The sequence below is a fragment of the Anaeroglomus insulsum genome, assembly GCF_050689095.1.
GTDB lineage: Bacteria > Planctomycetota > Phycisphaerae > Sedimentisphaerales > Anaerohalosphaeraceae > Anaeroglomus > Anaeroglomus insulsum.
The window spans coordinates 55727-80118 of the sequence record NZ_JBOGCL010000006.1 but is presented as its reverse complement, the minus strand read 5'-3'; the positions used below and the strand labels follow the sequence as shown (position 1 = coordinate 80118).

General features: G+C 53.8%; 22 protein-coding genes. 1 reads left to right on the top strand and 21 read right to left on the bottom strand.

Features of this window, described 5'->3' with window-relative positions; all coding sequences use genetic code 11:
* Positions 1-55 precede the first annotated feature (55 nt).
* Positions 56-1432 (bottom strand): PQQ-binding-like beta-propeller repeat protein, encoded by a 1377-nt coding sequence (locus ACQ9LF_RS07115; protein ID WP_462488690.1) that lies wholly within the window; start codon positions 1430-1432, stop codon positions 56-58.
* A gap of 301 nt (positions 1433-1733) precedes the next feature.
* Between ACQ9LF_RS07115 and ACQ9LF_RS07110 the strand changes: the two genes are divergently transcribed.
* The gene (locus ACQ9LF_RS07110) at positions 1734-2567 is read left to right on the top strand and encodes a DUF4097 family beta strand repeat-containing protein (protein ID WP_462488689.1); all 834 of its coding nucleotides are present in this window, start codon (positions 1734-1736) and stop codon (positions 2565-2567) included.
* A gap of 44 nt (positions 2568-2611) precedes the next feature.
* On the opposite strand, the gene ACQ9LF_RS07105 is transcribed toward ACQ9LF_RS07110, so the two are convergent.
* From ACQ9LF_RS07105 to ACQ9LF_RS07010, 20 genes are all read right to left on the bottom strand, one after another.
* Positions 2612-5959 (bottom strand): FtsX-like permease family protein, encoded by a 3348-nt coding sequence (locus ACQ9LF_RS07105; RefSeq protein WP_462488688.1) that lies wholly within the window; start codon positions 5957-5959, stop codon positions 2612-2614.
* On the bottom strand, positions 5956-6642 hold the full coding sequence (locus tag ACQ9LF_RS07100) for an ABC transporter ATP-binding protein (RefSeq protein WP_462488687.1): 687 nt from the start codon (positions 6640-6642) through the stop codon (positions 5956-5958). The genes ACQ9LF_RS07105 and ACQ9LF_RS07100 overlap by 4 nt, the downstream gene beginning before the upstream one ends.
* On the bottom strand, positions 6639-7931 hold the full coding sequence (locus ACQ9LF_RS07095; protein ID WP_462488686.1) for a glycosyltransferase family 4 protein: 1293 nt from the start codon (positions 7929-7931) through the stop codon (positions 6639-6641). The genes ACQ9LF_RS07100 and ACQ9LF_RS07095 overlap by 4 nt, the downstream gene beginning before the upstream one ends.
* A 149-nt stretch (positions 7932-8080) precedes the next feature.
* A complete protein-coding gene (gene kbl, locus ACQ9LF_RS07090) occupies positions 8081-9268 on the bottom strand; it encodes a glycine C-acetyltransferase (RefSeq protein WP_462488685.1) in 1188 nt (395 codons plus the stop codon).
* A 44-nt stretch (positions 9269-9312) separates the two neighbouring features.
* Positions 9313-10032, bottom strand: coding sequence for a 1-(5-phosphoribosyl)-5-[(5-phosphoribosylamino)methylideneamino]imidazole-4-carboxamide isomerase (gene hisA / locus ACQ9LF_RS07085; RefSeq protein ID WP_462488684.1), 720 nt, complete (start codon positions 10030-10032; stop codon positions 9313-9315).
* A 14-nt stretch (positions 10033-10046) separates the two neighbouring features.
* Positions 10047-10484, bottom strand: coding sequence for a hypothetical protein (locus ACQ9LF_RS07080; protein WP_462488683.1), 438 nt, complete (start codon positions 10482-10484; stop codon positions 10047-10049).
* 47 nt (positions 10485-10531) lie between these two features.
* The gene (locus tag ACQ9LF_RS07075; RefSeq protein ID WP_462488682.1) at positions 10532-11842 is read right to left on the bottom strand and encodes a phenylacetate--CoA ligase family protein; all 1311 of its coding nucleotides are present in this window, start codon (positions 11840-11842) and stop codon (positions 10532-10534) included.
* 74 nt (positions 11843-11916) lie between these two features.
* Positions 11917-12348 (bottom strand): ACT domain-containing protein, encoded by a 432-nt coding sequence (locus tag ACQ9LF_RS07070; RefSeq protein WP_462488681.1) that lies wholly within the window; start codon positions 12346-12348, stop codon positions 11917-11919.
* Between the two features lie 73 nt (positions 12349-12421).
* On the bottom strand, positions 12422-12826 hold the full coding sequence (locus ACQ9LF_RS07065) for a GxxExxY protein (RefSeq protein WP_462488680.1): 405 nt from the start codon (positions 12824-12826) through the stop codon (positions 12422-12424).
* Between the two features lie 3 nt (positions 12827-12829).
* A complete protein-coding gene (locus ACQ9LF_RS07060; RefSeq protein ID WP_462488679.1) occupies positions 12830-14131 on the bottom strand; it encodes a phenylacetate--CoA ligase family protein in 1302 nt (433 codons plus the stop codon).
* A 176-nt stretch (positions 14132-14307) separates the two neighbouring features.
* Positions 14308-15792 carry an alginate export family protein gene (locus tag ACQ9LF_RS07055; RefSeq protein WP_462488678.1) on the bottom strand — a complete coding sequence of 495 codons (1485 nt, stop codon included), beginning with the start codon at positions 15790-15792 and terminating at the stop codon, positions 14308-14310.
* Between the two features lie 98 nt (positions 15793-15890).
* Entirely contained in the window at positions 15891-17687 is a 1797-nt protein-coding gene (locus ACQ9LF_RS07050) for a sodium:solute symporter family protein (protein ID WP_462488677.1), read from the bottom strand.
* Between the two features lie 61 nt (positions 17688-17748).
* A complete protein-coding gene (locus tag ACQ9LF_RS07045; RefSeq protein ID WP_462488676.1) occupies positions 17749-17919 on the bottom strand; it encodes a symporter small accessory protein in 171 nt (56 codons plus the stop codon).
* A gap of 380 nt (positions 17920-18299) precedes the next feature.
* Entirely contained in the window at positions 18300-19100 is an 801-nt protein-coding gene (locus tag ACQ9LF_RS07040; protein ID WP_462488675.1) for an amidohydrolase family protein, read from the bottom strand.
* A gap of 45 nt (positions 19101-19145) precedes the next feature.
* The gene (locus ACQ9LF_RS07035; RefSeq protein WP_462488674.1) at positions 19146-20033 is read right to left on the bottom strand and encodes a homocysteine S-methyltransferase family protein; all 888 of its coding nucleotides are present in this window, start codon (positions 20031-20033) and stop codon (positions 19146-19148) included.
* Entirely contained in the window at positions 20033-20923 is an 891-nt protein-coding gene (locus tag ACQ9LF_RS07030) for a hypothetical protein (protein ID WP_462488673.1), read from the bottom strand. The genes ACQ9LF_RS07035 and ACQ9LF_RS07030 overlap by 1 nt, the downstream gene beginning before the upstream one ends.
* Complete coding sequence (locus ACQ9LF_RS07025) at positions 20920-21417, bottom strand: hypothetical protein (RefSeq protein ID WP_462488672.1); 498 nt, start codon at positions 21415-21417, stop codon at positions 20920-20922. Before ACQ9LF_RS07025 ends, ACQ9LF_RS07030 begins: the two co-directional genes overlap by 4 nt.
* 7 nt (positions 21418-21424) lie before the next feature.
* Positions 21425-21772, bottom strand: coding sequence for a ComEA family DNA-binding protein (locus tag ACQ9LF_RS07020; RefSeq protein ID WP_462488671.1), 348 nt, complete (start codon positions 21770-21772; stop codon positions 21425-21427).
* A gap of 95 nt (positions 21773-21867) precedes the next feature.
* Positions 21868-23403: an endo-1,4-beta-xylanase gene (locus ACQ9LF_RS07015; protein ID WP_462488670.1), complete on the bottom strand. Its 1536-nt coding sequence runs from the start codon at positions 23401-23403 to the stop codon at positions 21868-21870.
* Positions 23404-23539: 136 nt separating this feature from the next.
* Positions 23540-24040, bottom strand: a complete 501-nt coding sequence (locus tag ACQ9LF_RS07010; RefSeq protein WP_462488669.1) for a DUF2284 domain-containing protein — start codon at positions 24038-24040, stop codon at positions 23540-23542.
* Positions 24041-24392: the final 352 nt, after the last annotated feature.

Genomic DNA, 24392 nt, shown 5'->3' with positions numbered 1-24392 from the left:
TCTCCCAAATCAATCCTTTGTGTACAAACAATATTAGTCGTTTATATCAAAGTACTTATGGCGCAGCAATATCCACACAGACCATCGTCGTCAGGTCGCGGACGATCAGCCTGCCCTGAACCAAGGCCATCGGTCCCCAGCATTCGTGCCCTTCCAGCACTTTCGCCTGGGTCAGAAGACTAAACCTATCAGAGCGGGCTTCAATGATTGATAAAAGGCCGTCATCATCCAGAATCACGATCTTTTCGTCTGCAATAATGTATGGACCAAGTCCATATTTGTTCGCCGAACCGCTGGTCCAGATGATTTTTCCGTCCGGGTCCATACAGACCAACTGCTTATCGGGGCGGACGCCGTAGATGTATCCTTTATAATAAATTGGTGTCTGCTGGTCGGCGCCAAAGACACTGGCCTTGTGCGTAAAAAGCACTTTTGGAACAATAGTTTCACCCTCTTGTTCTAACTGGAGCATCATGCTGCCTTTATTGTATCCGGCAGAGAAAAATAGTTTGCCATCTCCCACATCCACCGGCGTGGGTACATTGGTGGTCATCTTCCATTGGTCGGTTTTCCACAAGACTTTGCCGGTTTCCTGATCGATTCCAACCACTCCACCGCTGGCACAATAGACATACATCTTTTTGCCGGCAAACTCGGTACTCAGGATCGACGAATGCGTCATCTGCCATTTGTCGGGATTGTCGGTCTGCCAAATCACCTTTCCGGTCAACGCCTCAACTGCAACCATCAAAGCCTTGCCGCCGGGGGCAATAATGACCCGGCCATTATCGATACGTGGGCATTGCCCCGCATACCACAGCGGTTCTTTGGTGTCGTAGTCCCGGACCAGGTCCATCGACCACAGGTATTCGCCTGTATCTGCTTTCAGACACGTGACATGGCATTTCGGACCCATCGTTACCACAACACCTTCCGCCACCGCCGGGACGGTACGGCTCATGCCGTGATTGCGTTTAATTTTAATCGGGTAGGAATAACGCCAGATTTCTTTGCCATCATCAAGGCCAAAGCAACGAATCGCATCAGCCTGTTTTTTCATATCATAATCAATCACATAGACCCGGCCATTGGCAACGGCGGCGCCGGCATAGCCTTCGCCAAGCTGGAGCTGCCATCGTTTTGCTGGTCCAGCAGGGGGAAATTGGGATATAACAGATGTTTTACCAGTATAAATACCATCATAATTGGGGCCACGGAAAAAAGGCCAGGATTCAGCGATTTCGGAGGGCTTGCCGTCAAAGGTTTCAAGGGTTCCGTTCTCCGGCCCGCCGACGGATGCGGCGGAGGCTGACGGACGATGATCCGCCCCGGCCAGACGCAAGGGCACAGTAAACGTCACGTAACGATATATCCAGACTGAAAATAGAGCCGTCCCCGCTGCTGCCAGCAGGCACGGCAATGTCCATCTCATCCAAGGCTGCTGCATAAGAATCCGCTGTTTATCCATTTACGATATATCGTATCCGTTCGTCTGGCCATATCATACCCGTTTGCAGCACAAACAGCAACCCTCCTTTTGTGGGCAACGATTGCCTATCTATACTGAATTTAGGAAGGAATGTTTTGCACTTTTTCGGGCTTGGGTTTTTGCCTTATCTTTTGACAGACAATCTCTGGTATTATAAAATTACGATGAGTTTGGTCATTTTTGGAAAAAAGCACATTTACAACCGTCTATTGATTAAATAACACATCATATAAAGGATAATGAGATGAACAGGACAGGCGTGTTTGGAATCATTGCAAGTCTATTATTGGCAAGCGGTTGCATCGTAATTTGTAATTCCTGTGATGATCTGCCCTTCAAGGCTGAAAACACCGTGACGGTGTCGCGTGAGATGGGTACGGGGCTGCTGCTGGATGCCCAGACCAATAACGGCAATATCTCGGTTCAAGGACAGGATACCACGACCTGCACCGTTACCGCCCATATTACCGCCCGTGCCAAGACACAGAAGGAGGCCCAGTCGCTGGCCGACGGCACCCAGATTGTGCTTGTGCTGTCGGATATGGGGATGAACGTTGATATTAAAAAGCCGGATTCTGAGCTGGCCAAGTATATCTCGGTCAGCCTGGACATCACGATGCCCGGCCAGAACAAGCTGAACCTGAAAACCAGCAACGGCAATATTCAGGTCAGCCAGGTCAGTCAGAAGATTGATTTGGGCACCAGTAATGGTAATGTTACCCTGATCGATACCGCCGGGCCGGTCAATGCCCAGACCAGCAATGGCAATGTACGCTGTGTGAATACACAAAACGATATCCATGCTCGCAGCAGCAACGGCAATATTGAGGTTACCTTTGACAAGGCCGCCGCCGCAGGCACCATCGACCTGGAAACCAGCAACGGTTCAATTACCCTGACGCCGGGGGAGAATTTCTCGGCGAAAATCGATGCTTCCACCAGCAATGGCAAAGTGATTTCCGACCGACCGATTACCGTGCAGGGGGAATTATCCAAGACATCCATCCGGGGCACCATCGGCGATGGACAAGGCACCTGCCGGCTGCACACCTCCAACGGGTCCATACGCATTCATTAGAAACCGCGTGGATCTAATCCACCCTACGCGGAAAATGATGCGGGCTATTCTTTGCGCAGCGGTTCGAGCAGTTCACCTCGCAGGGCAGCTTTGACAGCACAGAATACCCAGAGGAGCCCGCTGACTGCCATCGCCGCAACCAGCCCGGCCAGTATGGGCCAGGGGAATTTTCCGGCCTGCGACAACTGCGGCCCGGCAGCCACCAGGGCACACATCACCCCGCACACTAATCCCGCCGCCAGAAGTCCGGCATGTTCCATCAGGATTATCCGCATAATCCGGACCTTTTCAAATCCCATCGCCCGCATCATGGCCAGTTCACCGGCCCGATCCAGCACATTGAGCAGGACAACCAGCCCCAGTCCCACGCTGCCCAGCAGCAGGCCCAGAGAACCCAGGGCCATAAAAATAGCGATGTAGGTATTCTCCACTTCATAAAACATGGCCAGCCGCTGGGCGGTTGGAATCACCTCCAGCCCATAGGATTCATACGCCCGCGTCAGGCCCTGTGCAACGGTTTCGATGTGCTCCAGGGGTGTTTCGACCAGGAAGACATTCCATCCGGCCTGTGAGCGGAATCGTCTGAGAAATTGTTTTTCGCTGATCAGCAATCCGCCCTGCAGAGCGGAGTTGTCCAGCAGCCCGACGATATGCAGATGAAACAGCCGGCCGTCCTGATCCAGATAATCCACCTGATCCCCCAGACGCTTGTGGAGGCTCCAATAGACCGTTGCATAGTCACCGATGGCCGGCACGACATCCGGTCCGAGGTTTTGATTGAGCAGGTCAAATGGATTGCCTCCGGCAGGAGAGCCTTCCACGGACTTGAAATGAAATCGCCCGGCCAGTTGTTCGGGGATGATGCCCCAGATCATAGGCTGCTGAGTGCGGGCCAGGTTCAAACAGCTGGCCTGGCCCTGGGCATATTGACGCAAAGACACAATCTGAATCGCCTGAGCAGGAACCGACGGCATGGCTTCCTCGTGCAGGGTAACCGCATTGGGCCGTTTGCCGATGGGAATACTGCTTTTTGCCCAGAGTGTAAAGCCGCCGGAGCCGCTGTCCCTGCGAGTCGGATCCTCGATGGCGGTCTTTTGAAATCCGCCCACTGACACCACGACAAAAACACCCATTGCCAGCGCTGTCACCACAGCCAGGCTGCGGCCTTTGCGGCGCGAGGCGTTATTGACGGCCAGCCGCAGTACGGACAGAGCCGGATTGTGTGCACTCCGCGCAACCCAAGACAGACGCCAATACAACAGGATTGCCAGAGCCGCCAGCAGACAGGCTCCGGCAGTAAAAAACATCATCGCCGCCTGCTGACTGGAGGTTCGGGTACCATACCAGGCCAGCCCCCCTGCAACGAGCATCAGTCCAATCGCTGCGATCTGCAGTCGCCGGATACTGCCCAAAGACAGGATCGTCGTCTGGCTGTCATTCAAAAGCTCCACCACAGGACGACGCAGCAGGCCTCGCAGCTTCCAGCTGAAAATACACAATGCCAGCACGATGGAGCACCCCCCCGTCAGCAGCAGCGTCTGATAACGGACCGAAAAGACAATCTGCAACCCGCCTGCAGCCGACGCCCAGATGCTGTTGAGCCCCATCAGAATGAATTGGGTAAACATCATGCCCGCCGGAATGCCCAGCAAGACCGCAGGCACGACAACCAGGCTGTGTTCCAGAATAAAGACCGTAACCAGTTGGCCCTGAGTCCACCCGGCTGCCGACAAAATGCCAAGCTGAGACCGTCGCCGCTGGAGTGCAAAGGCATAAACCAGCCCTGCCAGAATCAAGGCCGCGATAATCAAAAAGAAGCACAATCCGGTTACCAGTCCGCTGAAATCCGTTGTTCCGGCGGCAGCGGTCCTGGCAGACCCCGTATCCAGAATCGCAAAGCCGGCATCCAAAGGCTCCACCGCCGACAAAATCCGTTTGGCGAGGGTTTGGGAATCATTGCCTGCGGCTGGAAACCGCATGGCCGTAATAGTCCCAAACCGGCTTGACCAGAGCTGCAGGGCCGTCTTCATGGCAATAAATGCCTTGGGGGCACCTTTGTATTGCTGCCAGTACTGCTCGTCCTGGGGGCGAATCCGACCAAAATCAATCGGAATGCCCGGCTTCCAGTCCCGGCAGCTTTCCGCATCAGCCAGCGCCTCGAATGACGGCATCAGCGAGGGATCCGCCCCCGTACCCATCATCGGTACAACCGCCTTGACAGTAAAGAGGGCGCTTTGTTCAGAGAGATTTTTGCCCTGGGAAGGGACAAAGTATCGGATTTCAATTTTGCCGCCTTCGGACACACCCAGATCGTCGGCGAGATTTTCATTGATGATCATTTCATCGGCGGCCAGACTTGAAAATAAACCCGTATCGGCACGGTCTTCGATTGCCCCGACAAAGGAATAGGGAACGGCATTATCGCCGGACCGCAGTTCGTTGACAAAGTAGGTCAGCACCTGCTGATGGGCCGGAATTTGTCGGGCAATCGATTGTGCGATGGAATCCGCGAAGAAGACCCCCTTGCTTCGCAGCTCGAACCCGACCAAACCATTCGGCTCCCGCAATTCCAGCCCGGCATCAGACAACTGCCACAGGGATTTGATGCTCTGCAGCACCGTCACGCTTGGGATCGCAGCATCCATCAGCAGGAGATTGGCCTGTACGGTCGAAGTCTCCGGATGCAGGAGGGAATGCAGCCGAGCCAGCGGCACAAAAATATTCATTCCGCCGTCGGGCCGGGAGTATAAATCGAACCGGCCAAAGGCATCGCCGTCGACAATCCCGCCCACCGTCCAGCGAAAGGCCGTCAGCCGCTGCTGTTCGGGTGCCAGGACCGCCTCGACGGGCATGCCGCCGGGAGTCCTGAGCCGGACCAGAATATCCTGCCCCACAGAAAGATTCAGCCGCCGGGCCAGCGGTTCACTGATGGCCACCCGTGAGTCCAGCCCTTGGAGCGGATCGATTCTCTGTGCAGGTCCCAGACTCCAGAACCGCTCATCCACACCCAGCACCTGAACATCCCCGACGCGCATTGCCCCCTCGGGAGAATCCGCAAACCCCTGAGCAAGCAGCACCGGTGCAACAGCTATTCGCAAACCGGCGGACAGGTCTCCGGCCAGGTCCGCCCGAAACAAACCCGAATGGGCCACGGCCAGTCGGGTCTTGCCCAGTCGCCACTTTGCCTGCCGCCAAAGACTGGCCCTGATCGAATCGCCGACCGACATGGCCCCTGTCCATACCGCGGCAGCCACCAGAATCGCCAGTCCCGCCGCCACATGCGACTTCCAGTAAAATCGAAATCCCCGTCGTGCCAGTTGAATCTTCTTCATCCTAATCACCTCAATCGATTCGGCCCGTGATTTCTGTCGGGCCGGAATCGTTATGGTCATAATGTCTTGAGCAGGCCGTCGACCAGTTCATAGCGACGATCCATCCTGCTGGCCAGATTCATGGAATGGGTCACCACAATCAGCGTCAGCTTTTCCTGCTGATTCAACTCCACCATCAGTCTGGCGATCTGTTCGGCGGCAGCATGATCCAGTGCCCCTGTCGGCTCATCCGCCAGCAGCAGAGCGGGCTTGTTGATCAGTGCCCGCACCAGGGCCGCGCGCTGACGCTGGCCGGCACTAAGCTGGCCGGGCAGATAATTCATCCGCCCCGTCAGACCAACCCGATCCAGCAATTCCGCCGCATAGTAGAGTGTTTCCTTTTGGGGCGATTTGGTATTGCCCGCCAGCGTGGGAATCAGTACGTTTTCAAGGACGGTGCATTGCGGCAGCAGATGATGCATCTGGAAGACAAATCCAATCCGCAGGTTGCGGACTTTGGCGGCTGCGGTTTCGCTGAGGCCTGCACAATCCTGTCCCTCCAGCGATACTGTCCCTGCCGTCGGCTTGTCCAAGAGCCCCAGAATGTTGAGCAGCGTGCTCTTGCCACAGCCGGACGGGCCGACAATCGCCACCGACTGACCCCGCGGAACATCCAGATCGATGCCTTTGAGTACCTCGGTTTGGCCGGCGGCCTCGGAATACTTCTTTTGAAGTCCTTTAATCTGTAACAGCAAATCACTCATGTTCGGACAACTCCTTCCAGCAGCTTGAGGTACTGCCTGGAATTCAATGTGATATCGAAATGCCGCAAAGCCGCCTGACGGCCTTTTTCGCCCATCTCGCGAATTTTGGCAGGATTGCAGACAAGGCCCCGCAGAGCCGCCATCAGATGCGTACACGAATTGGGTTCAACCAGAATTCCCGCCCCGCTGCAGTCGGCATACTCCGGAAATACGCCCGCTGCCGGTGCGATAAAGCCCACACCGCTGGCCATGGATTCCAAGACGCATAATCCGTAGGCTGCGGGCTTGCGAAACGGCACACACATTAAATCTATCGTTTGGAAAAAAGCCTTGCGGCTGTCAAAACTAAAATCCTCCCGAAACGCCACGCGTTTGTGCAACCCTGCGGCCTGAATCTTTTTTTTGACCGAATCAATATACACTGTGTCGGCTGCGGTCTGTCCGCCGCTGGCTACCAGCCGCACAGGGGGCAATCCCGGCTCAGCTGCCAGCCCGATGACCGCATCGACCAGCATATCAAACCCGTTATCCGGACAAAGACGCGCCAAATAACCGAGCGTCAGGATATCGTTATTTTTGGGGCCCGCGGGGTAATCCGATATTGCCAACCCTGGATAAATAACCTGAATCCGCCCTGTCGGCAGAGCCAGTTTTTCGGCCATCCGTTCCAGATAATACCGACTGACCGCGACAAATAAATCCACGTCCGCTGCACACTGGCGCATCCGATCCCAAACCTGCTGGGACCATGGCTGGCCCAACCCCTCGATAAACCCATCTTCATCCTGCAAGAGGCTAACCACCGCACAACCCAGCGTTTGTCGAATCGGTCCGGCCACTCCCATCAGCAGGGCATTGGACAAGACCACCACATCCGGCCGGTTTTCCGGCAATAGCAGCCACTCAATCAGGCGGTTGAGCTCCTTGACCTGTTTGCCATCCTGCCCCTGAAGCATCGAAATGGTGGTTTCCCCCAATTGCCTGACATTGGACACACCCGCCTGCCGGGCGGCGCGGGATAACAGCCGCGGTGAGTCCAACAGGGCATCCAGCCAGCGCGGTGTGTGTCGGAACAAGCCCAGCTTCTGCTGGAGATAGACATTGATGCCCCCGAAAAACAACGGCCCCTTCGGAATATCCTGCTGCTCGGGACCAGCAGGTAAATACATCGGCAAGGCGATGGCATCATGCCCCAGCCGGCACAATTGACGCAACATCATTGCATCGCGAACGCAATTTTCGCAATAGAAACCGCCTCCCGCCCCCGGTGCCAGATGTACGATTCGCATAGGCCGTCTCCCATTCCATTAGGTTTAACCAGACAGGTACTATTGTCCCGCCCCAGAGAGCTTTTGTCAAACCTGAATTTCGGCAGACATACTCTATCGCCTACCAGAACATGCGGGCCGACACCACGCCCCTGAAAGTCCCCTAAAAATCAGCAGAGGTTCAGTTCTTTGCCGACCTGCTGGAATTTTTCAATGGCAAAATCCAGGTCTTCTTTGGTATGAGCAGCGGATATCTGGGTGCGGATACGGGCCTGTCCCCTGGGGACCACCGGGAAGAAAAAGCCAATCACGTAAATCCCTTCTTCAAGCAGCCGGGCGGCCATCTTCTGAGCCAGAACCGCATCACCCAGCATAATCGGCGTGATGGGATGGTCCCCGGGCAGGACCTTGAGGCCTGTTTTCTGAATTCGCTGGCGGAAGTAGGCCGTATTTTCATGCAGGCGGTCCAGCAGCACCGTGGATTCGGTCAGCAATTCCAGTGCCCGCAGTGAGGCACATACAATCGCCGGTGCCAGTGAGTTGGAAAACAGATACGGACGGCTGCGCTGACGGAGCAGGTCAACGATCTCTTTGCGTGCCGAGACGAATCCGCCGCTGGCTCCGCCGAGGGCCTTGCCGAAGGTGCCGGTGATGATATCCACCCGCCCCATGACACCGCGATATTCGGGTGTGCCTCGGCCGGTTTTGCCGATCACGCCGGTGGCGTGGCAATCGTCAATCATCACTGCCGCATCGTACTTGTCGGCCAAGTCGCAGATTTCATCCAGACGGGCCACATACCCATCCATGGAAAAGACACCATCGGTAACAATCAGACGCAGGCGGGCATTGGACGCTTCTTTGAGTTTGGCCTGGAGGTCGGCCATATCGCTGTTTTTGTAGCGATACCGCTGAGCCTTGCACAGGCGGATGCCATCGATGATGCTGGCGTGATTAAGCTCATCGCTGATGATGGCATCTTCGGGGCCGAGCAGCGTTTCAAAGACGCCGCCATTGGCATCAAAACAGGAGCTGTACAGAATTGTGTCTTCGGTACCCAGAAATTGGGATACTTTAGCCTCGAGATTTTTGTGAATCTGCTGGGTACCGCAGATAAACCGCACCGAGGAAAGCCCAAAGCCCCATTTGTCAAAACTGTCGGCGGCGGCTTTGATAATCTCCGGATGGTCGGACAGGCCCAGATAATTGTTGGCGCAGAAATTCAGTACCGGCCGGTCCGGCAGGACGGTAATGCGGTTCCGTTGCGGACTGACAATAATCCGCTCGGTTTTGTACAAGCCGTCACGGCGAATCTGGTCCAGTATTTCACTCAAGTGCGTTTTCATCGATTGATACATGACTTGCCTTTCCGTTGATCACCTATTCCGGACTCTATCCATAATTAACTTGCCGCAGCCGCCGCAAGTGCTGCTTTAAGATCGATTGAGCCTTCGTAGAGCGACCGGCCAATAATAGCACCGGCGGCCCCGATGGATTTTACATTTTTCACATCTTCAATGGTGGTTACACCCCCGGAGGCAATCACCGGCACGGAAACGGCCCGGATAAGCTGACCTGTCCGCTCCAGATTCGGGCCGGACAGCATGCCGTCTTTGCTGATATCGGTATAAATAATAGCGGCAATCGGAAGTTCCGCAGTCTGTCTGGCAAAATCGATGAGGTCTTCGCCGCCGGCCTGAAGCCAGCCGTGTTTGGCAAGCTTGGAACCGCGGGCATCCAGACCCAAAACCAGCTTGCCGGGGAACCGTTTGGCCATTTCGCTGAACCAGTCGAATTCTTCGACCGCCTTGGTCCCGAGAATCACCCGCTTAAGTCCCAGATGCAGCATCTGTTCGATGGTCTGCTGGTCGCGGATGCCGCCGCCGAGTTCCACCTGCAGCGGGGTTTCTTTGACCACACGTCCGACCACCTCGGCATTCACCGGGTAGCCGTCTTTGGCCCCGTCGAGATCCACCAGATGCAGCCAGCGGGCGCCGGCCTGATAGAACTCCATCGCCTGGGCAACGGGGTCGTCTTTATAAGTAATCTGGCGATCGTACTGGCCCTGGATCAGCCGAACACATTTGCCGCCGCGTAAATCAATTGCTGGTAAGATATCCATTGTGTTTCCGTTACTTATGATAGTTCATACAATTCTTCGTCACTCATCAGGCGGAAACCCTGCTCGGTCAGCAACGCCGCAATATCCACGCCGTCGTTGTTCTGGACCTCAAGAAAACAGATGCCCTGCTTGTCGCTGGGTGAGACAAAGCCGTAGGCATCTTTGATATTGACATTTTTTTGCAGCAGGGCAGAGCCAAGTTTATTCAGATTGCCGGGCTGGTCCGGAGCGGTTACCGCCAGGACATCCTTGAGGGCACAGGCAAAACCGCGTTCGGCCAGAACCAGCTGGGCCTGGGAAGGCTTATCGACAATCAGCTTGACTAAGCCGAATTCGCCGCGATCCTGAATGGTAAAGGCCCAGATGTTCAGGCCGGCCTGCTGAAGGACATCGCAAATGGATTTGACGCGTCCGGGCCGGTTTTCGAGAAATATGGTTAGTTGCTTTGCCATCGTTTCGCTCCAATTTGAATAGAATGGTCCACGTCGGACACTCGACATTACAACCTGATTCGCTCATCCACAACGCGTTTGGCCTTGCCTTCAAAGGCGGGCAGCGAACCGGGTTCGTGCAGTTCAATATGGGCATTAATCGTAATCGAAGCACGGAGTCGATCCTTGATTTTACTCTTGAGCAAATCGATCTGCGACAGGTCGCCGGTGAATAGCTTCTGGTACAGTTCCACCTTGACCGTCAGCCGGTCCAGCCCTTCGTGCGTTGAAAGATAAATCATATAATTATTGCCGACTTCGGGGATGCTCATCAGGACTTCTTCGATCTGCGAAGGGAAGACATTGACGCCGTTGATAATCATCATATCGTCGGTACGACCCTGAATGCGGGACAGACGCCGGTGGGTCCGACCACAGGGGCAGGGCTCGGCATGAATATAGGCCAGGTCGCGGGTCCGATAGCGCATCAGCGGCAGGGCATGGCGAATCAGGTTGGTAAATACCACCTCGCCCAGCTCGCCGTCCGGCAGCGGTTCGCCGGTGGCAGGGTTGATGATTTCCACGATATAGCTGTCTTCCCAGACATGAGGATCGCTTTTGCAGCAGCATTCAAAGGCCACGCCGGGACCATTCATTTCGCTGAGGCCGTAACAATTAAAGATGTCGATCTGGTAGAGGTCCTGCAGTTTCTGGCGGGTGGTCTCCGAATGCGGTTCGGCCCCCATATACGCCCTGCGCAGCGCCAGCTCGGAACGCTTGATGCCAAATTCAGTCAGCCGCTGATGAATATGCAGCAGATAGCTGGGGGTGATATGCAGAGCAGTGGTTCCGAAATCCTTCATAATCTGAAGCTGCCGCTGGGTGTTGCCGCCGCCGACGGGGATGACGGTCATGCCGACCCGTTCGGCACCATAATGCAGCCCCAGCCCGCCGGTAAACAGGCCGTAGCTCATCATATTCTGAAAGATGTCTCTGGAGGTGGCACCGCTGGCAACAATACCGCGGGCCAGCAGGTCGGTCCATCGATTTAAGTCGTCGCGGGTATAATAAATCACTGTCGGCACACCGGTGGTGCCGCTGGAGGAATGGACTCGGACAACCTGCTCCATATCGACAGCCAGCAGGCCCTTGGGATAACTCTGGCGAAGATCGTCTTTGTCCGTGAAGGGAATCTTGCGCAAATCCGCCAGCGTCTTGATGTCGTCGGGACTGTGGAGCCAGGCCTTGGCCAGACGTTTTTGATAAAAGGGGGTTTTGAGGGCATAGCCCACGATGTCCCGCAGCCGCTGGAGCTGTAACTGCTCCAACTGCGAACGGTCCATGGTTTCGATGTCTTTGGACCAAAACGGAAATTCCATAATCCTTGCCTTACAAAAAAAGCTTCTCACAGCCACACTGAACAACTGCGGTCCTGCTGTGATATTGGATGCCTTTACAGACCTTGAATCTCTTTGCGGGTGACCACATTAACTCCGGCAGAAGCCAAAACCGCTGCGGCCTTTTCGGGATCGTCAAAACGAAACACCATCAGGGCCTTGTCGCTGAATTTTTCCATAAATCCGTACATATATTCCACATTGACGTCAGCGTCGGTCAGCACTTTCAGCACATCGGCCAGCCCGCCGGGCTTATCCGGGACTTCCACCCCCACCACATCGGTACGATTGGCCGTGATGTTATTTTGCTGAAACATCTTGACCGCCGCATCGGGCTTATCGACAATCAGCCGCAGCACGCCGAAGGTTTCGGTCTCGGCAATCGTCAGTGCCCGGATATTAATCCCGCTTTGCCCCAGCCTGGAGCAGATTTCATACAGCCGGCCCTTGCGATTTTCGAGGAATACTGATATTTGCGTCAGTTTCATACTCCGTTCCTTTCGTCTTTTGGAACCACAGATTACACAGATTTCACAAATTATATAAAATAATTATACCCTGTTAACCATAAATAAATCGCTGAAATTTCAGGGAAGGCTGGCCAAAATTAACCAGCAATCCAACCTTCATCCTTGCCGCTTTTAACACATTAATAATCTGAGCCTCATCGACTTTCGTCAGGCCGGATTCCGCCTTGATTTCAACAACATAAGAATCAAAACAGATAAAATCCGGCTTATAATACTTCTCAAGCGGCTGCTGCTTGTAATATAACCTCACCTGGGGCTGAGCAAGAAACGGTATATCACGCTGACCAAACTCCATCTGCAAGGCTTCCTGATAGACCGCTTCCAAAAAACCAGGACCCAACTCTCGGTGAACTTCCATGGCCGCACCAATAATAGCGTAGGCTAATTCATCTCGTTTATCTATCTGTGAAATCTGTGTAATCTGTGGTTTTATCATTTTTTACAGGGTACGTTTATCAATCACCCGTTTGGCTTTGCCTTCACTGCGGGCGATGGTTTTGGGCTCAACCAGCTTGACGGTAACCCCGATTGACAGCACGGCCTCGATTTCTTTTTTAATCTTCTGTTCCAGCGCGTGCATCTTTTTGATTTCATCGCTGAACAGTTTTTCATCCACTTCCACCATAATTTCAACCTCATCGAGCCGATGAGCCTGACGGTCGATGACCAATTGATAATGCGGATGCGTGCCTTCGATCCCCAGCAGCACATGTTCAATCTGCGAGGGGAAGACATTGATGCCGCGAACCACAATCATATCATCCGTACGGCCTTTAATCTTGCTGGTGCGGGGGCTGGTTCGGCCGCATTTGCACGGCTGGTGGGTTATGCTGACAATATCCCGGGTCCGGTAACGAATCAGAGGAATCCCCTGCTTGGTCAGCGTGGTAATCACCAGCTCGCCATCATGCCCTTCGGGTACGGGCTTGCCGGTTTCGGGGTCAATGATTTCCGGATAAAACACATCAGAGAATAAATGCAGGCCGGCCTTGTAATGACATTCCTGCGAGACCCCCGGGCCGATGATTTCCGACAGACCATAGATATCGGTTGCCAGCATATTCCAGGTCTGTTCGATTTCGCTTCGCATGGATTCGCTCCAGGGCTCGGCCCCAAAGACGCCAATCTTCCAGCTTGCCTGTCGCGGATCGATACCCATCTCACGGGCATCTTCAGCCATATACAGGCAATAGCTGGGGGTACAAGCCAGGATGCGCGGCTTGAAATCCTGCATGATCTTGAGCTGGCGCTTGGTCTGTCCGGACGAGGTCGGGATGATGGTCATTCCCATTTCCATCGCCCCATAGTGGGCACCAAGGCCGCCGGTGAACAGCCCATAGCCATAGGCAATCTGAATGGTGTCTTCCGGCACCGCACCCGCACAGCAGAACGCACGGGCCATCACCTCTGACCACAGCTTGATATCCTCGCGGGTATAGCCGACCAGGGTGGGATTGCCGGTGGTGCCGCTGGAGACATGGATTTCCACCAGGTCGGTCCGCGGTACTGAAAACAGGCCGAACGGGTAATAATCCCGCATATCCATCTTGGTTGTAAACGGCAGCTTGACGATATCGTCGATGGATTTGATATCGCCGGGGCCGACACCAATCTGGTCGAACTTCTGTTTGTACACCGGGCATCGCTGATACACATAGTTGACCAGCTTGACCAGCCGCTCCGACTGAAGATTCTTCAAATCCGCCAGCGGCATCGTTTCTATTTTTTCATTCCAGATCATAAACCGCCTCCTGAATGCAGGTCGTTAATCGTTGATGCTTCAAGGTATCCTATAACAACAATCGGGTCAAGAATTATCCGCCTGAAAGCGGGTTTTCAGGCATAAAAACGCATTTTGCGCATAAAAAAGCCCGGTTTTTTAGGCCGGGCTTGTCGCAGACTTGCACAAAACAGGACTTAGAATGTCCACTCCATATTGATACGGGCAAAGATCGCGTGGTCACGGTTGCTCTGATCATAATAGCTGCCGGGGATGAAGTAATCCACCAGGAACTGGGTGCGGAAATTCTTGCAGCACTGATAGGTCAAAAGACCGGTAATCATCTGGCCGCGGAAATAGCTGTTGTTGGATGTGGCAAGCTGGGTAGGATTGGCCTGTCCGGCACCATTCTGGTCAGCCCACATCAAGTTGTACAGCGTATCCATCGTCCATTCCTTGGCAGGCTTGAAGCTGTGCTTGATACCCGCACGGTGCAGGTTAGCCACTTCACCGAGGGCACCTTCAAACGTCCACAGATACGACTGCAAGTCGCCGCCGCGCTGATACTGCGGCCAGTCACCCCACAGGGTATCAAATTTCTCGCTCTTGGTAGTCGATTTGTTATCCCCGGACAGATATTCATACATGAGGGTTAATTCATTTTTCAGGTCATCATTAAATGCGTATTTCAACGAATTGTTGGAGCCAAGCCCTGTCATGCTCTCTTCGTCGCGTTTGCCGAATTGTTTGGCTACTTCCACGCTGTACGACCAGTTGGCATCCAGATTCTGTGCGACACGTCCACCGAAAGTATGGATTTCGGCATCCTGACCCGGGGCTGTTGCCCACCAGGATTTGGTACCTTTGGCCCAGCTGGACGGTTCTTCTTTCTTATAGATGTAGTAGCCTTCGAGAGTGGTGTTCTCAATGGATTTATCGGTCAAATACCCAATAAAACCGGTTTCATCTGTCCTCTGTGTTACATGGAGATAATCGCGGTGATTGATGGGCTTGAGCCATTTGCTTTCATCATCATACTGGACAATCCCAATCAAATCCAACTTGGTGGTATCCCGTAAATCGATGGTGGCACGCGCCGCATCAAAATAGCCCGTTCGTGAACCATCCGCAGGTGTTCCCTCAGCCACCAGCCAGCCGGTGCCCAGGATAATATCCTGACGGCCAACCGTCAGAGTCATCGGCAGGTCAAAGGCATTTTTCCACTGAATGTTCATCCAGTCAAAAATCGCTTCGCGGAAATCCGTATCCTGCTTGGCTAACGCTCTCATGCTGTTGAGATGATGCCGCTCCGGATCGGTAATCGACCAGAATTCCCAGACCAGCCGGGTGTTGAAGGTCATATCCTCAGCCAGAGTCCATTTGGTTGACCATCGGGTGCGATATCGCTGCCAGTGGTTGTCATTGGAATTGGCAGCCGGATCCCCCCACTGATCGTTTACAGAAAAGATATTATGTGCATACACTTCACGTAACCGGATGTCCAATCCCATCTCCAGTCCGTCAAACGGATGATGGAAGGCATCCGCCCAGGCTCCCTTGACATCATGCCAATGCGGTTCTGCGGGGGCCGCGGCAGCGGGTTGAGCGGCCGATGCCGACGAAATCCATACGGCCGCCGACATCACTAAGACCAGGCACACAATCCTTGTTACCATACTCATTCTGTCTCTCCTTAATTTAGGGGTTATAGAACACTTTGACTCTCTATTTCGGCAAATCCGGGCTAAATGTTTGAAACATTTTTACCGCGGCAATAGACTTATTGAAAGCATTTCTTGATGTGCTCCGGGGAGGGCGGAGGGGTGATCAGGCTCACAATCACCGCTACCAGTACTGATATCGGCAGCGCCACGATCAGCGGGTCCACTTCCGACCAGTTGGGTTTATCCAATAAAAGCGAGGTTTTTCCGAATAATTTTGAGCATAAACCAATGGTCGTTGCTTCCTTATCCTTGATAAACACCAGCCAGAAAGCGGTAACGATAAATCCGATAAACATCGACCAGATTGCACCCGCCCGCGTCATCCGCTTCCAATACAATCCCCCCAGAAACGCCGGCAGGAACGCCGAGGCACATAACCCAAAAAAGACCGCCGTCGCACGGGCAATAAAGGTGCTTTCCCTGGCATAGAAACTGATCACCACCGCATACACAATACCAATAATAATCCCAATCCGGGTAATATTGGCACTGCCGCCGTGCTGGCCGGTCAACTGCTCATAGACGTCGCGGCCAATGCTGGTGCCAACCGTATGAAACTGGCTGGACAGGGTACTCATCGCCGCCGACAGCAGGGTCAGCAAAAACAGCAGCCCAAACCATTTCGGCATGGCACTGGTAATATACGTCGGAATGATCTCGTCAGCAGAGCCGCCGGCATAGACCACCGAAATGCTCCGGCCTTTCTGTATCGTAACAGTCTGGCCATCGGCCCCCGGCTGGCTGCCGCCATTGCCGGACAATTTTACCGGGGCAGTCTTTTCAGGCACATCCCGCCAGACCCCTTGTTCGTCGGGTTTCATGATCTGCAGCACCGCAAGACCTTTGCCCTCATCGAGGATTTTGACCACCCGTCCTGACAACTCGGCCCCATGTTCGGCAAAATAGGCGTTGGATAAGGCCCCCACCGTAAAGGCCACCCCTGTCATCACAATAATAAACACCCCGCCAATCAGCGTGGCACGATTGAGTTCCCGCTTGCTGCGGACAGTCATAAACCGCACCACCAATTGCGGCTGAGCCAATACGCCAATACCGACACCCAGCGTAATGGTACTGATAACCATCCACCACAGATTGTATTTAACATCACCCCAGCCAAATGCCGGCATGGCCGTCCAGCCGCGATGACCAATCGCCTGCAGCTTGCCCGGCACCAACGGAGCCAGGGCTGTCAGTTTTTCATGGGCCGCGGTTATTCCGCCCAGTTTGGCATAACAGAAAATCAGCAGCGCAAACATTCCCACAAACATAATCGAGCCTTGCAGGGCATCGCTGTACATCACGCCCTTAAGCCCGCCCACCACCACATACGCCGCAATAATGACGCTGAACACCAGCAGCGCCGTTTCATACGAGATGTTGAAGGATGTCGCGACAAATACGCTGCCGCCAATCAACACCGCCGCAGCATACAGGGGGATAAACAGAAAAATAATTGCGCCGGCAAAGACCTGGATAAACCGGCTTTCATACCGGCGTGCCAGTAATTCAGGGAAGGTATGGGCATCCAGATGATGCCCCATCCGACGAGCCCGCGGCGCCAGAAACACAAACGCAATAAATATACCCACAAAGATATTGCACACCGTCAGCCACAGAACGCTCATCCCGAACAGCCCGGCAACACCGCCAAAACCCACAATCGCACTGGTGGAAATAAACGTCGCTCCATAGCTCATCGCCATGACAAATGGGTGCGTCTGCCGGCCGGCAATCAGATAATCCGTTGCGTTCTTGGTGCGTAAATACCCCATGACCCCCAGATACATTACCAAAAGAAGATAAGCAAGAACCACAATGATGTCCAACAACCCTACGCTCTGCGCCAACATAAAACCTCCATTACTTTAGAAGCAATTAACGGCTCATATCCTCTGCGTGATGTGTACTGAATTAGAATTTCTCTTCGACTTTTTTCTCTTCGGCAACCCATTTGACATCATCGGGTTCGACCGGCTCGTCGCCGCGATTCCAATTCAGCAAGCCATAGACAACACACAGCCCGGCACTAACAATACAGAGCAGATAGGCCGCCACTACCCCTTTATCCTCAATTCCCAACATCGTGTTCTTCCTGCAAAATCATGGCTTTTCTGTTTAAAACACATACTCCGAAAAACAACCGAAGTTTCTATGAGAAGAAACAATAGTAGCAAATCTCACTTTTTTCAAATAAATTTTGTTCTGAATTCACAATTTATCGACAAAAAGTACAATAATCGTGACTATTAGGACATTAATCCGTGGTTTTCCATGCCAATTGGTACAACTCAGGATTGCACCCCAGGGAAAATACGGATGGGACGGACAATCATATATGAAGTGTTTACCCAATAAGATTTATATCTTACGGGTATATGATTCCGCGACGGCCCCAGGCTGTTTTAGGCTCGCGTCATTAGGGGGTAACGTTGCTCACCTGGGACCCAGCATACCAGCGGTTGTTATGCCTGACAATTCAGCAATCGCAGGGCATTCTGGTAAAGCATCTTATTGAGTGTAGCTTCGGGTAAATGCAGGGTTTCCAGAAAAGCAATCATTTCTGCCTGGTCTGCCCAGGGGCTGTCGGTCCCGAACAGCAGATAGTCGGCCGGATGCGCCAGCAGCATTTGTCGAAAACGATCCTCCCCCAGAAATTCCCGGCTGACGGAAATATCCATCCAGATGGGCTTGCCCAGCAGATAACGCTCGACGTCATCCCACTGTTGCCAGGAGCCAACGTGGGTCGTAACCAGCCTCAACTCCGGCACCTGTTCCAGCACCCTTAAAATCCGCTGGGGGCCGGCTCGATCGATCCATTCGAAGGCGATGTCGAAACCCGTATGAATCACGGTAATGAGCCGATGTCGGCTCAGGGCCTCGTAAATCGGCATCATCCGCGGCTCATCGAGGTCAAAATCCTGGTAATAGGGGTGAAATTTCATCCCAATAAATCCCGCCTCGGCCACCTGCTCGATCTTGCGGACGGCATCCGGATCGGCCGGGTGTACCGATGGGAACGGGACTATGTGCGAAGACCGGATTTGCTTGCTCCACTCCAGAATCGGTTCAAACTGTTTTGGGCGGGTGGCAATATTGCACAGGACACTCGTCTGGATACCGGCCCGGTCCATCGAGGCAATCAGCGAACTCAACCGCCCGTCCAGGACGGCCTTCCAATCCGCCTCCGCTTGCATCGACGTCATGGCCTTTTCAGCCACACTGTCCGGAAAGGCATGAGTATGAAAATCAATCACAGGACGCATTACTGAATCCTCAAACCAAACTGACCGGTCCAAACCATCGCGTTTCTACTGGTTGGCAGAAATCGCAGCCTCCAGGTGGGCCGGACTGGTTCCGCAGCAGCCGCCCAGGATCGCCGCTCCGCAGTTACGGATTTTCACCATCGCTTCAGCATACGCTGCGGGGGATAAGTGATAGACTGCTTTATCGCCCACCAGTTCCGGACGTCCCGCGTTGGGCTGGGCAATCAGCAGAATATATCCACCGAACAATGCGGACGTAAATGTCTGCGCCAGCTTGACATAGCCGTCCATATCAAGGGTACCGCAGTTAAAACCCACCGCACGCACACCCTGACCAGTCATCGCATCCACCAGCATTTTGGGTGTTACCCCCATCATGGTCCGCGGCCCATCCGGCGTCGAGTCAAACGCCATCGACGCAAACACCGGCTTGGCCGTAACGCTCTTGATCGCTTTGACCGCCACAGTCAGCTCATCCAGAGCCATCATGGTTTCCACAATAAACCCATCCACTCCGCCTTCTTCCAGGGCTTTGGCCTGCTCGGCATAGGCGGCAAATAAGTCGGCCTCTTTCAGGGTCCCCAGCGGCTCCAGGAAATCCCCGGTCGGCCCGATGTCGCCGATGATATAGCGGTCTTCACCGGCAGCCTTGCGTGCAATCGCCGCCGCAGCCAGGTTAATTTCCCGCATCCGGCCTTCCAGACCATGCCGGCGCAGCGAAATCGGATTGGCCCCAAACGTATTGGTCAAAACCGCATCGCTGCCGGCATCAAAATACGCCTGATGCACGGCTTCGACGATCTGGGGCTTCTCGATGTTCAGCAGTTCATTACAGCCGCCCGGCTGGGCGCCGCGTTCAAATAACTGCGTTCCCATCGCACCATCAAGAAAAACGGTTCGCTTGCCAAGCTGTCGTCCCAGCGGTACTCGCATTAGAATCTCCCTTCGGCCTGTTCCCGGTCGGGAACAAACTCACAAAATTCGTTTAATTGATACACGGCTTCAAACCCTTTGGGTTCCGGCCGCACAAACAGCCGCATCTGGGCCTCTGTCGGCCTGAACACGGCTATCCCCGACAGTTTCAGGGTCAGCCGCGTATTCATCCGGCCGCCGCGAAAATGCCGCAGATCAAGAGTGCTGGGAATATCCCCAACATCCGTAATCGTCTTATAGTCGCTCAAGTCCGCCGAGGCAATCAGCGCTCCCAGCATATCGCAATACTCGATTCGCTCAATCCGGTACGTGCAGCAGTTGATATAGACCCGCCGCAGTCCCGTCGGCTCCATCACAGTCAATACGTCAAATCCCGGATCATGGCTCAACAGCCAGTCCAGCGACAAATCTATCTGTCCCAGTGCATCGGCCAGATAAAAGGGATTAAACCCTATTTTTTCCGGACACCGCAGCACATTTCTGCGCGGACCGTACCACGCCGTATCCAGTGCCGGCTTGACATACATCCAGAATGTCTCGGCATTGGCTCCAATGCGGATCGGCCCGAATTTCTCACCTCCAATGTACAGCTTGTCAGGTCCGACAAATCGCAGCGTCCCATCAAAGCTTTCTTTTTTGGGCTTTCCCTGCGCATCCGTAAATTCCATGACACAGCTGACCGACGACCGAAGCGACAAGGTTGCGGCCTGCCGGGCTCGCAGCGTTTCGATCACGTCTTCTCGGGTTGCCTTGCCCGGACACACAATCTCGGGATCCTTTTGCGGCGGCACACATCCGCCAGCCCAAAACAGTCCCACTGCCATCCACAGCCCCACCCAGCCGCGAATACCAGAAAAGGATGTCCCCTGATTCCTTTGCGGAGTCTTCATTCCGTCTCCAGGCTCGTCTGCAGAATCTGTCCCATCTGCTCGGACAACTGCTGAATCTGGTCTTCATTCAGGTGCGGATTGACCACGTCCGCTGTCCGGTCTTCCCCGGCCACTTTCATCGTCCAGATTTCCTGATCATTCTCATTCCGTGCCGACTCATATTTCAACTTGCGCTTGCGCATCAGGATCAGCGTCAGCACAAAACGGAAATTCACTTTCTCCGGTTCCTGTTCATTGGCCAGCCGGTCGAAAAACGCCAGCAGCATCGCATCATCGATCAGCAGTTTCTTTTTGTGTTCAGGGTTGGGAATCCGGCTTTTCCAGAAACAATACACCTGGGGCTTATGCTCTTCCCAGTAAGCCGTACAAAAATCCCGACGTTCCAGACCCTGTTCAGTTTGCACCAGGGCCGCAAAATACTCCTCCCCCACCGCCAGTTCGCGTCCAGTCCCGAAACACCGTCCCACCGTTTTTCTGATTTCCCACTCTGCCATCCGTGTCCTACTCCGCTGTTGGCTGCTCGCTGGCTAACGTAATCCAGCGCCGCATCTTGTTCACTGTCGCCGGGCCGATTCGGGGCACCGCCTCCAAATCCTCGACCTGTGCAAACGCCCCGTGCTGCTGACGGTATTCCACAATCGCCGCCGCCAGTGCCGGGCCAACCCCTTGCAGCCGCACCAGGCTGGCCGGAGGGTCCGTATTCAGATTAATCGTATCCAGTGGACAGGGCTGCTGCATCGCCTGGCCTGCATACCCGATAAGCCCGCAGTACACAATCACGCCGGCAAAGACCATCGCCGTTACCTCTTTGAGACTTTTGATTCGGTGTGACAGGAGAACGGAGGCCATTTCCCCGGTTCTGGATGCAAAAATTTCTTTTTTTCCGGATGGATATGCCACCGCTTACCCTCCCTGCCCCAATCCGGAATCAAACATCAAAGCATTCACTTGGTCTCGCCCAGCATTTTCAGAATCGCCTTTTGGAATTTACCTATCGTCAGATACGCCTTTTTGGGACACAGCTTGTCATCCACCAGTCCCGCCCCGGCCCAGCTGCAGTCTCCGCCGTCAGCCAGCTGCGAATAGGTTATCGTGGACACCAAAGGCCGACCCAGCAATGTCTTGTATAATTGCTCAATCCACTCAGCCTGCAATGCCGCCGACCATGGCTGTTTCCACTGGCCCGCCCGGCTGTAATCTTCATCACCGGCACAACTCCGATCCGGAGCCGCAATCGCCGTAATATGCAGCGGTTTGTTAACCGGCAAAAAACAATCCAGACGCGAGGCAATCTGCATCATATCCCGCAGGTGCATCCCCACCCTGTCCCGGCCGAATTCCAACTGTAAGCCAAACGCATCAAAGCTGATGCCGCTTTGAATCACAACATCCGCATAGACCAGCGGCGGCATCGTCAGCTTGTCTGTCGCATAATATTCGCCCCAGGGCGCCACAATTTCCACAATCCGCCGGCTCTTGGCATCGGCTGCCTTGGCCGCCAGACAGGCCGTCCGCGTCATCTCAATCATCTGCTCATAGCTGAAGCCAAAACAATTCCGGGCATTCATCCCGCTGATGACACGCCAGTAATGCACATACTTGCCATACCGGGTCACCAGTTTATGAATAAACTCGTAGGCCTCTTCACGAACTTTTTCAAATTCCGCTTTGGATTCCAGCAGCCATCCCGGCACAAGACCCGGCTCAAAACACAGCAGCGGACCACAACTGATCGCCAGCCGCTTGCCCGCCAGATGATCCATACAGGCATCGATGGAGGAATAGTCGTATTTCCCTTTTTCAATCTCAATCTTGCCCCAGTTAACCGGCACCGTAAAGAAACTGAACATATCCAGCATCAATTTACGATACTGTTCGTCCTTAATTAATGCCGGGTCCACTCCGCACCCGAGGCTATGCCGGCTAACCCCTTTGTTTTTAAGCCGATACGATAAAAATTGTTCGGAATACCGCCCCGACAGTTTATCCGAGAACTGAATTCCCTTTTGCAAAGCCTCATCCGCCAGCTGCGAGGCTTTAGCCGGATCGGTTACAATATATTGCAGCGACTCAATGAACAGATGCTGGGCCTCATGCGCCAGGTCGGCAAACTTGTCGGTTTCCTCAAACAAAGCCCAGTCTTCACGCTTGAGCGTCACCTGCATCAGGCGGGCACGGGCCAGTTCCACATTCAAAATATACGGCTCTTCCCGTTCCGGCAAACGGGTTGTCGGCAACAGAAATGTGCCACAGTCTTTAACCGGCCACAGCAGAGCCAGTCCTGCCGCATCATCACCTTTGCGGCGGCATTCAATCACCCCGTTCTTGAATGTTATCGATTCCACATAACGCAGCGGAACCATATCCATCCCGAACATATACGCCGCAGACAGTACAAACTGGTCAGCCAACCGACCGTTTTGATAGACTAAAAAACGCAACTGTCCCTCAATTCTTGAGTTATTGTTTTCCCGCTTCATCCGTCCCCGGGGCCACAGACTTCACCCCACAGACGGCTACTTCTCACGCCCCGGAATTATAACACCAGCCCCCCGAATTGCAATCAATTCCCCAATTTTCATCAAATCCCGACCCATAGCCCCCGCAATAAGGCCATTACTCAATCAGCACCACGCCGTAATAATTCCCCTTGCAGTCGGGTGTTTTGACCACCTTGATGGGGTATCCGTTCGCTCGGACTGTCGCATAGACATCAATCCCGCACGCCTCCATCGACGGGCGAGTCTTTTCGGTGTGCCGGCACGTCTTGCCGCAGGTTTTACACAGATTACAGGGACCGGCCCCCATCCCAAAGGCCTTGTAAAAGCCATCCAGAAAAATCTCCCGTTCCAGCACCGGCACCATCGAGTGAATATCCGTATAGGCATCGCCGTGAATCAGCAGCGCTGACGTGTAAAAGCCCAGCATCCGGCGGGTCTGTTCAGGCGTCGGTGAATGCGGTGGACACGTCAGACACTGCCCATATCCATCGCAGCCGAACTGACACTTGAGCCGAACCCATTCTGCAGCAACAATACTCTTGGCCGGAATGATTTTGGCCTCGACTGCCCCCAGTTCCCTGGCCCGCTTGATGTATTTGGTATAGCCTCGCATCATCACACCCTTTCGATTGTCCTGATTCTGCTATGGCAATATCATTATAATCCATTCACGCCAGGGAACAACACCTCTTTTATTCAGGATTGGCACGAACCTTTTCTAATTACAAGAGTACCTTAAGAAGAGGGTATCATGTCAAATGACCAGATATATAGTAGGCATTTCTTTGTATCATTTTTGCCTCCGTAATATCACGCAAATTCACATTGATATAAAACAAATTAGTTTACATCTTTTGTGCAAAACTTAAGGAATAAACAATTGTTTAAGCCAAAACTTTTTCGGAGGGCAAAACCATGCAAAGAACATCCCTTATATTCACTGCACTAGTATTGTGCTTCTGTACTCT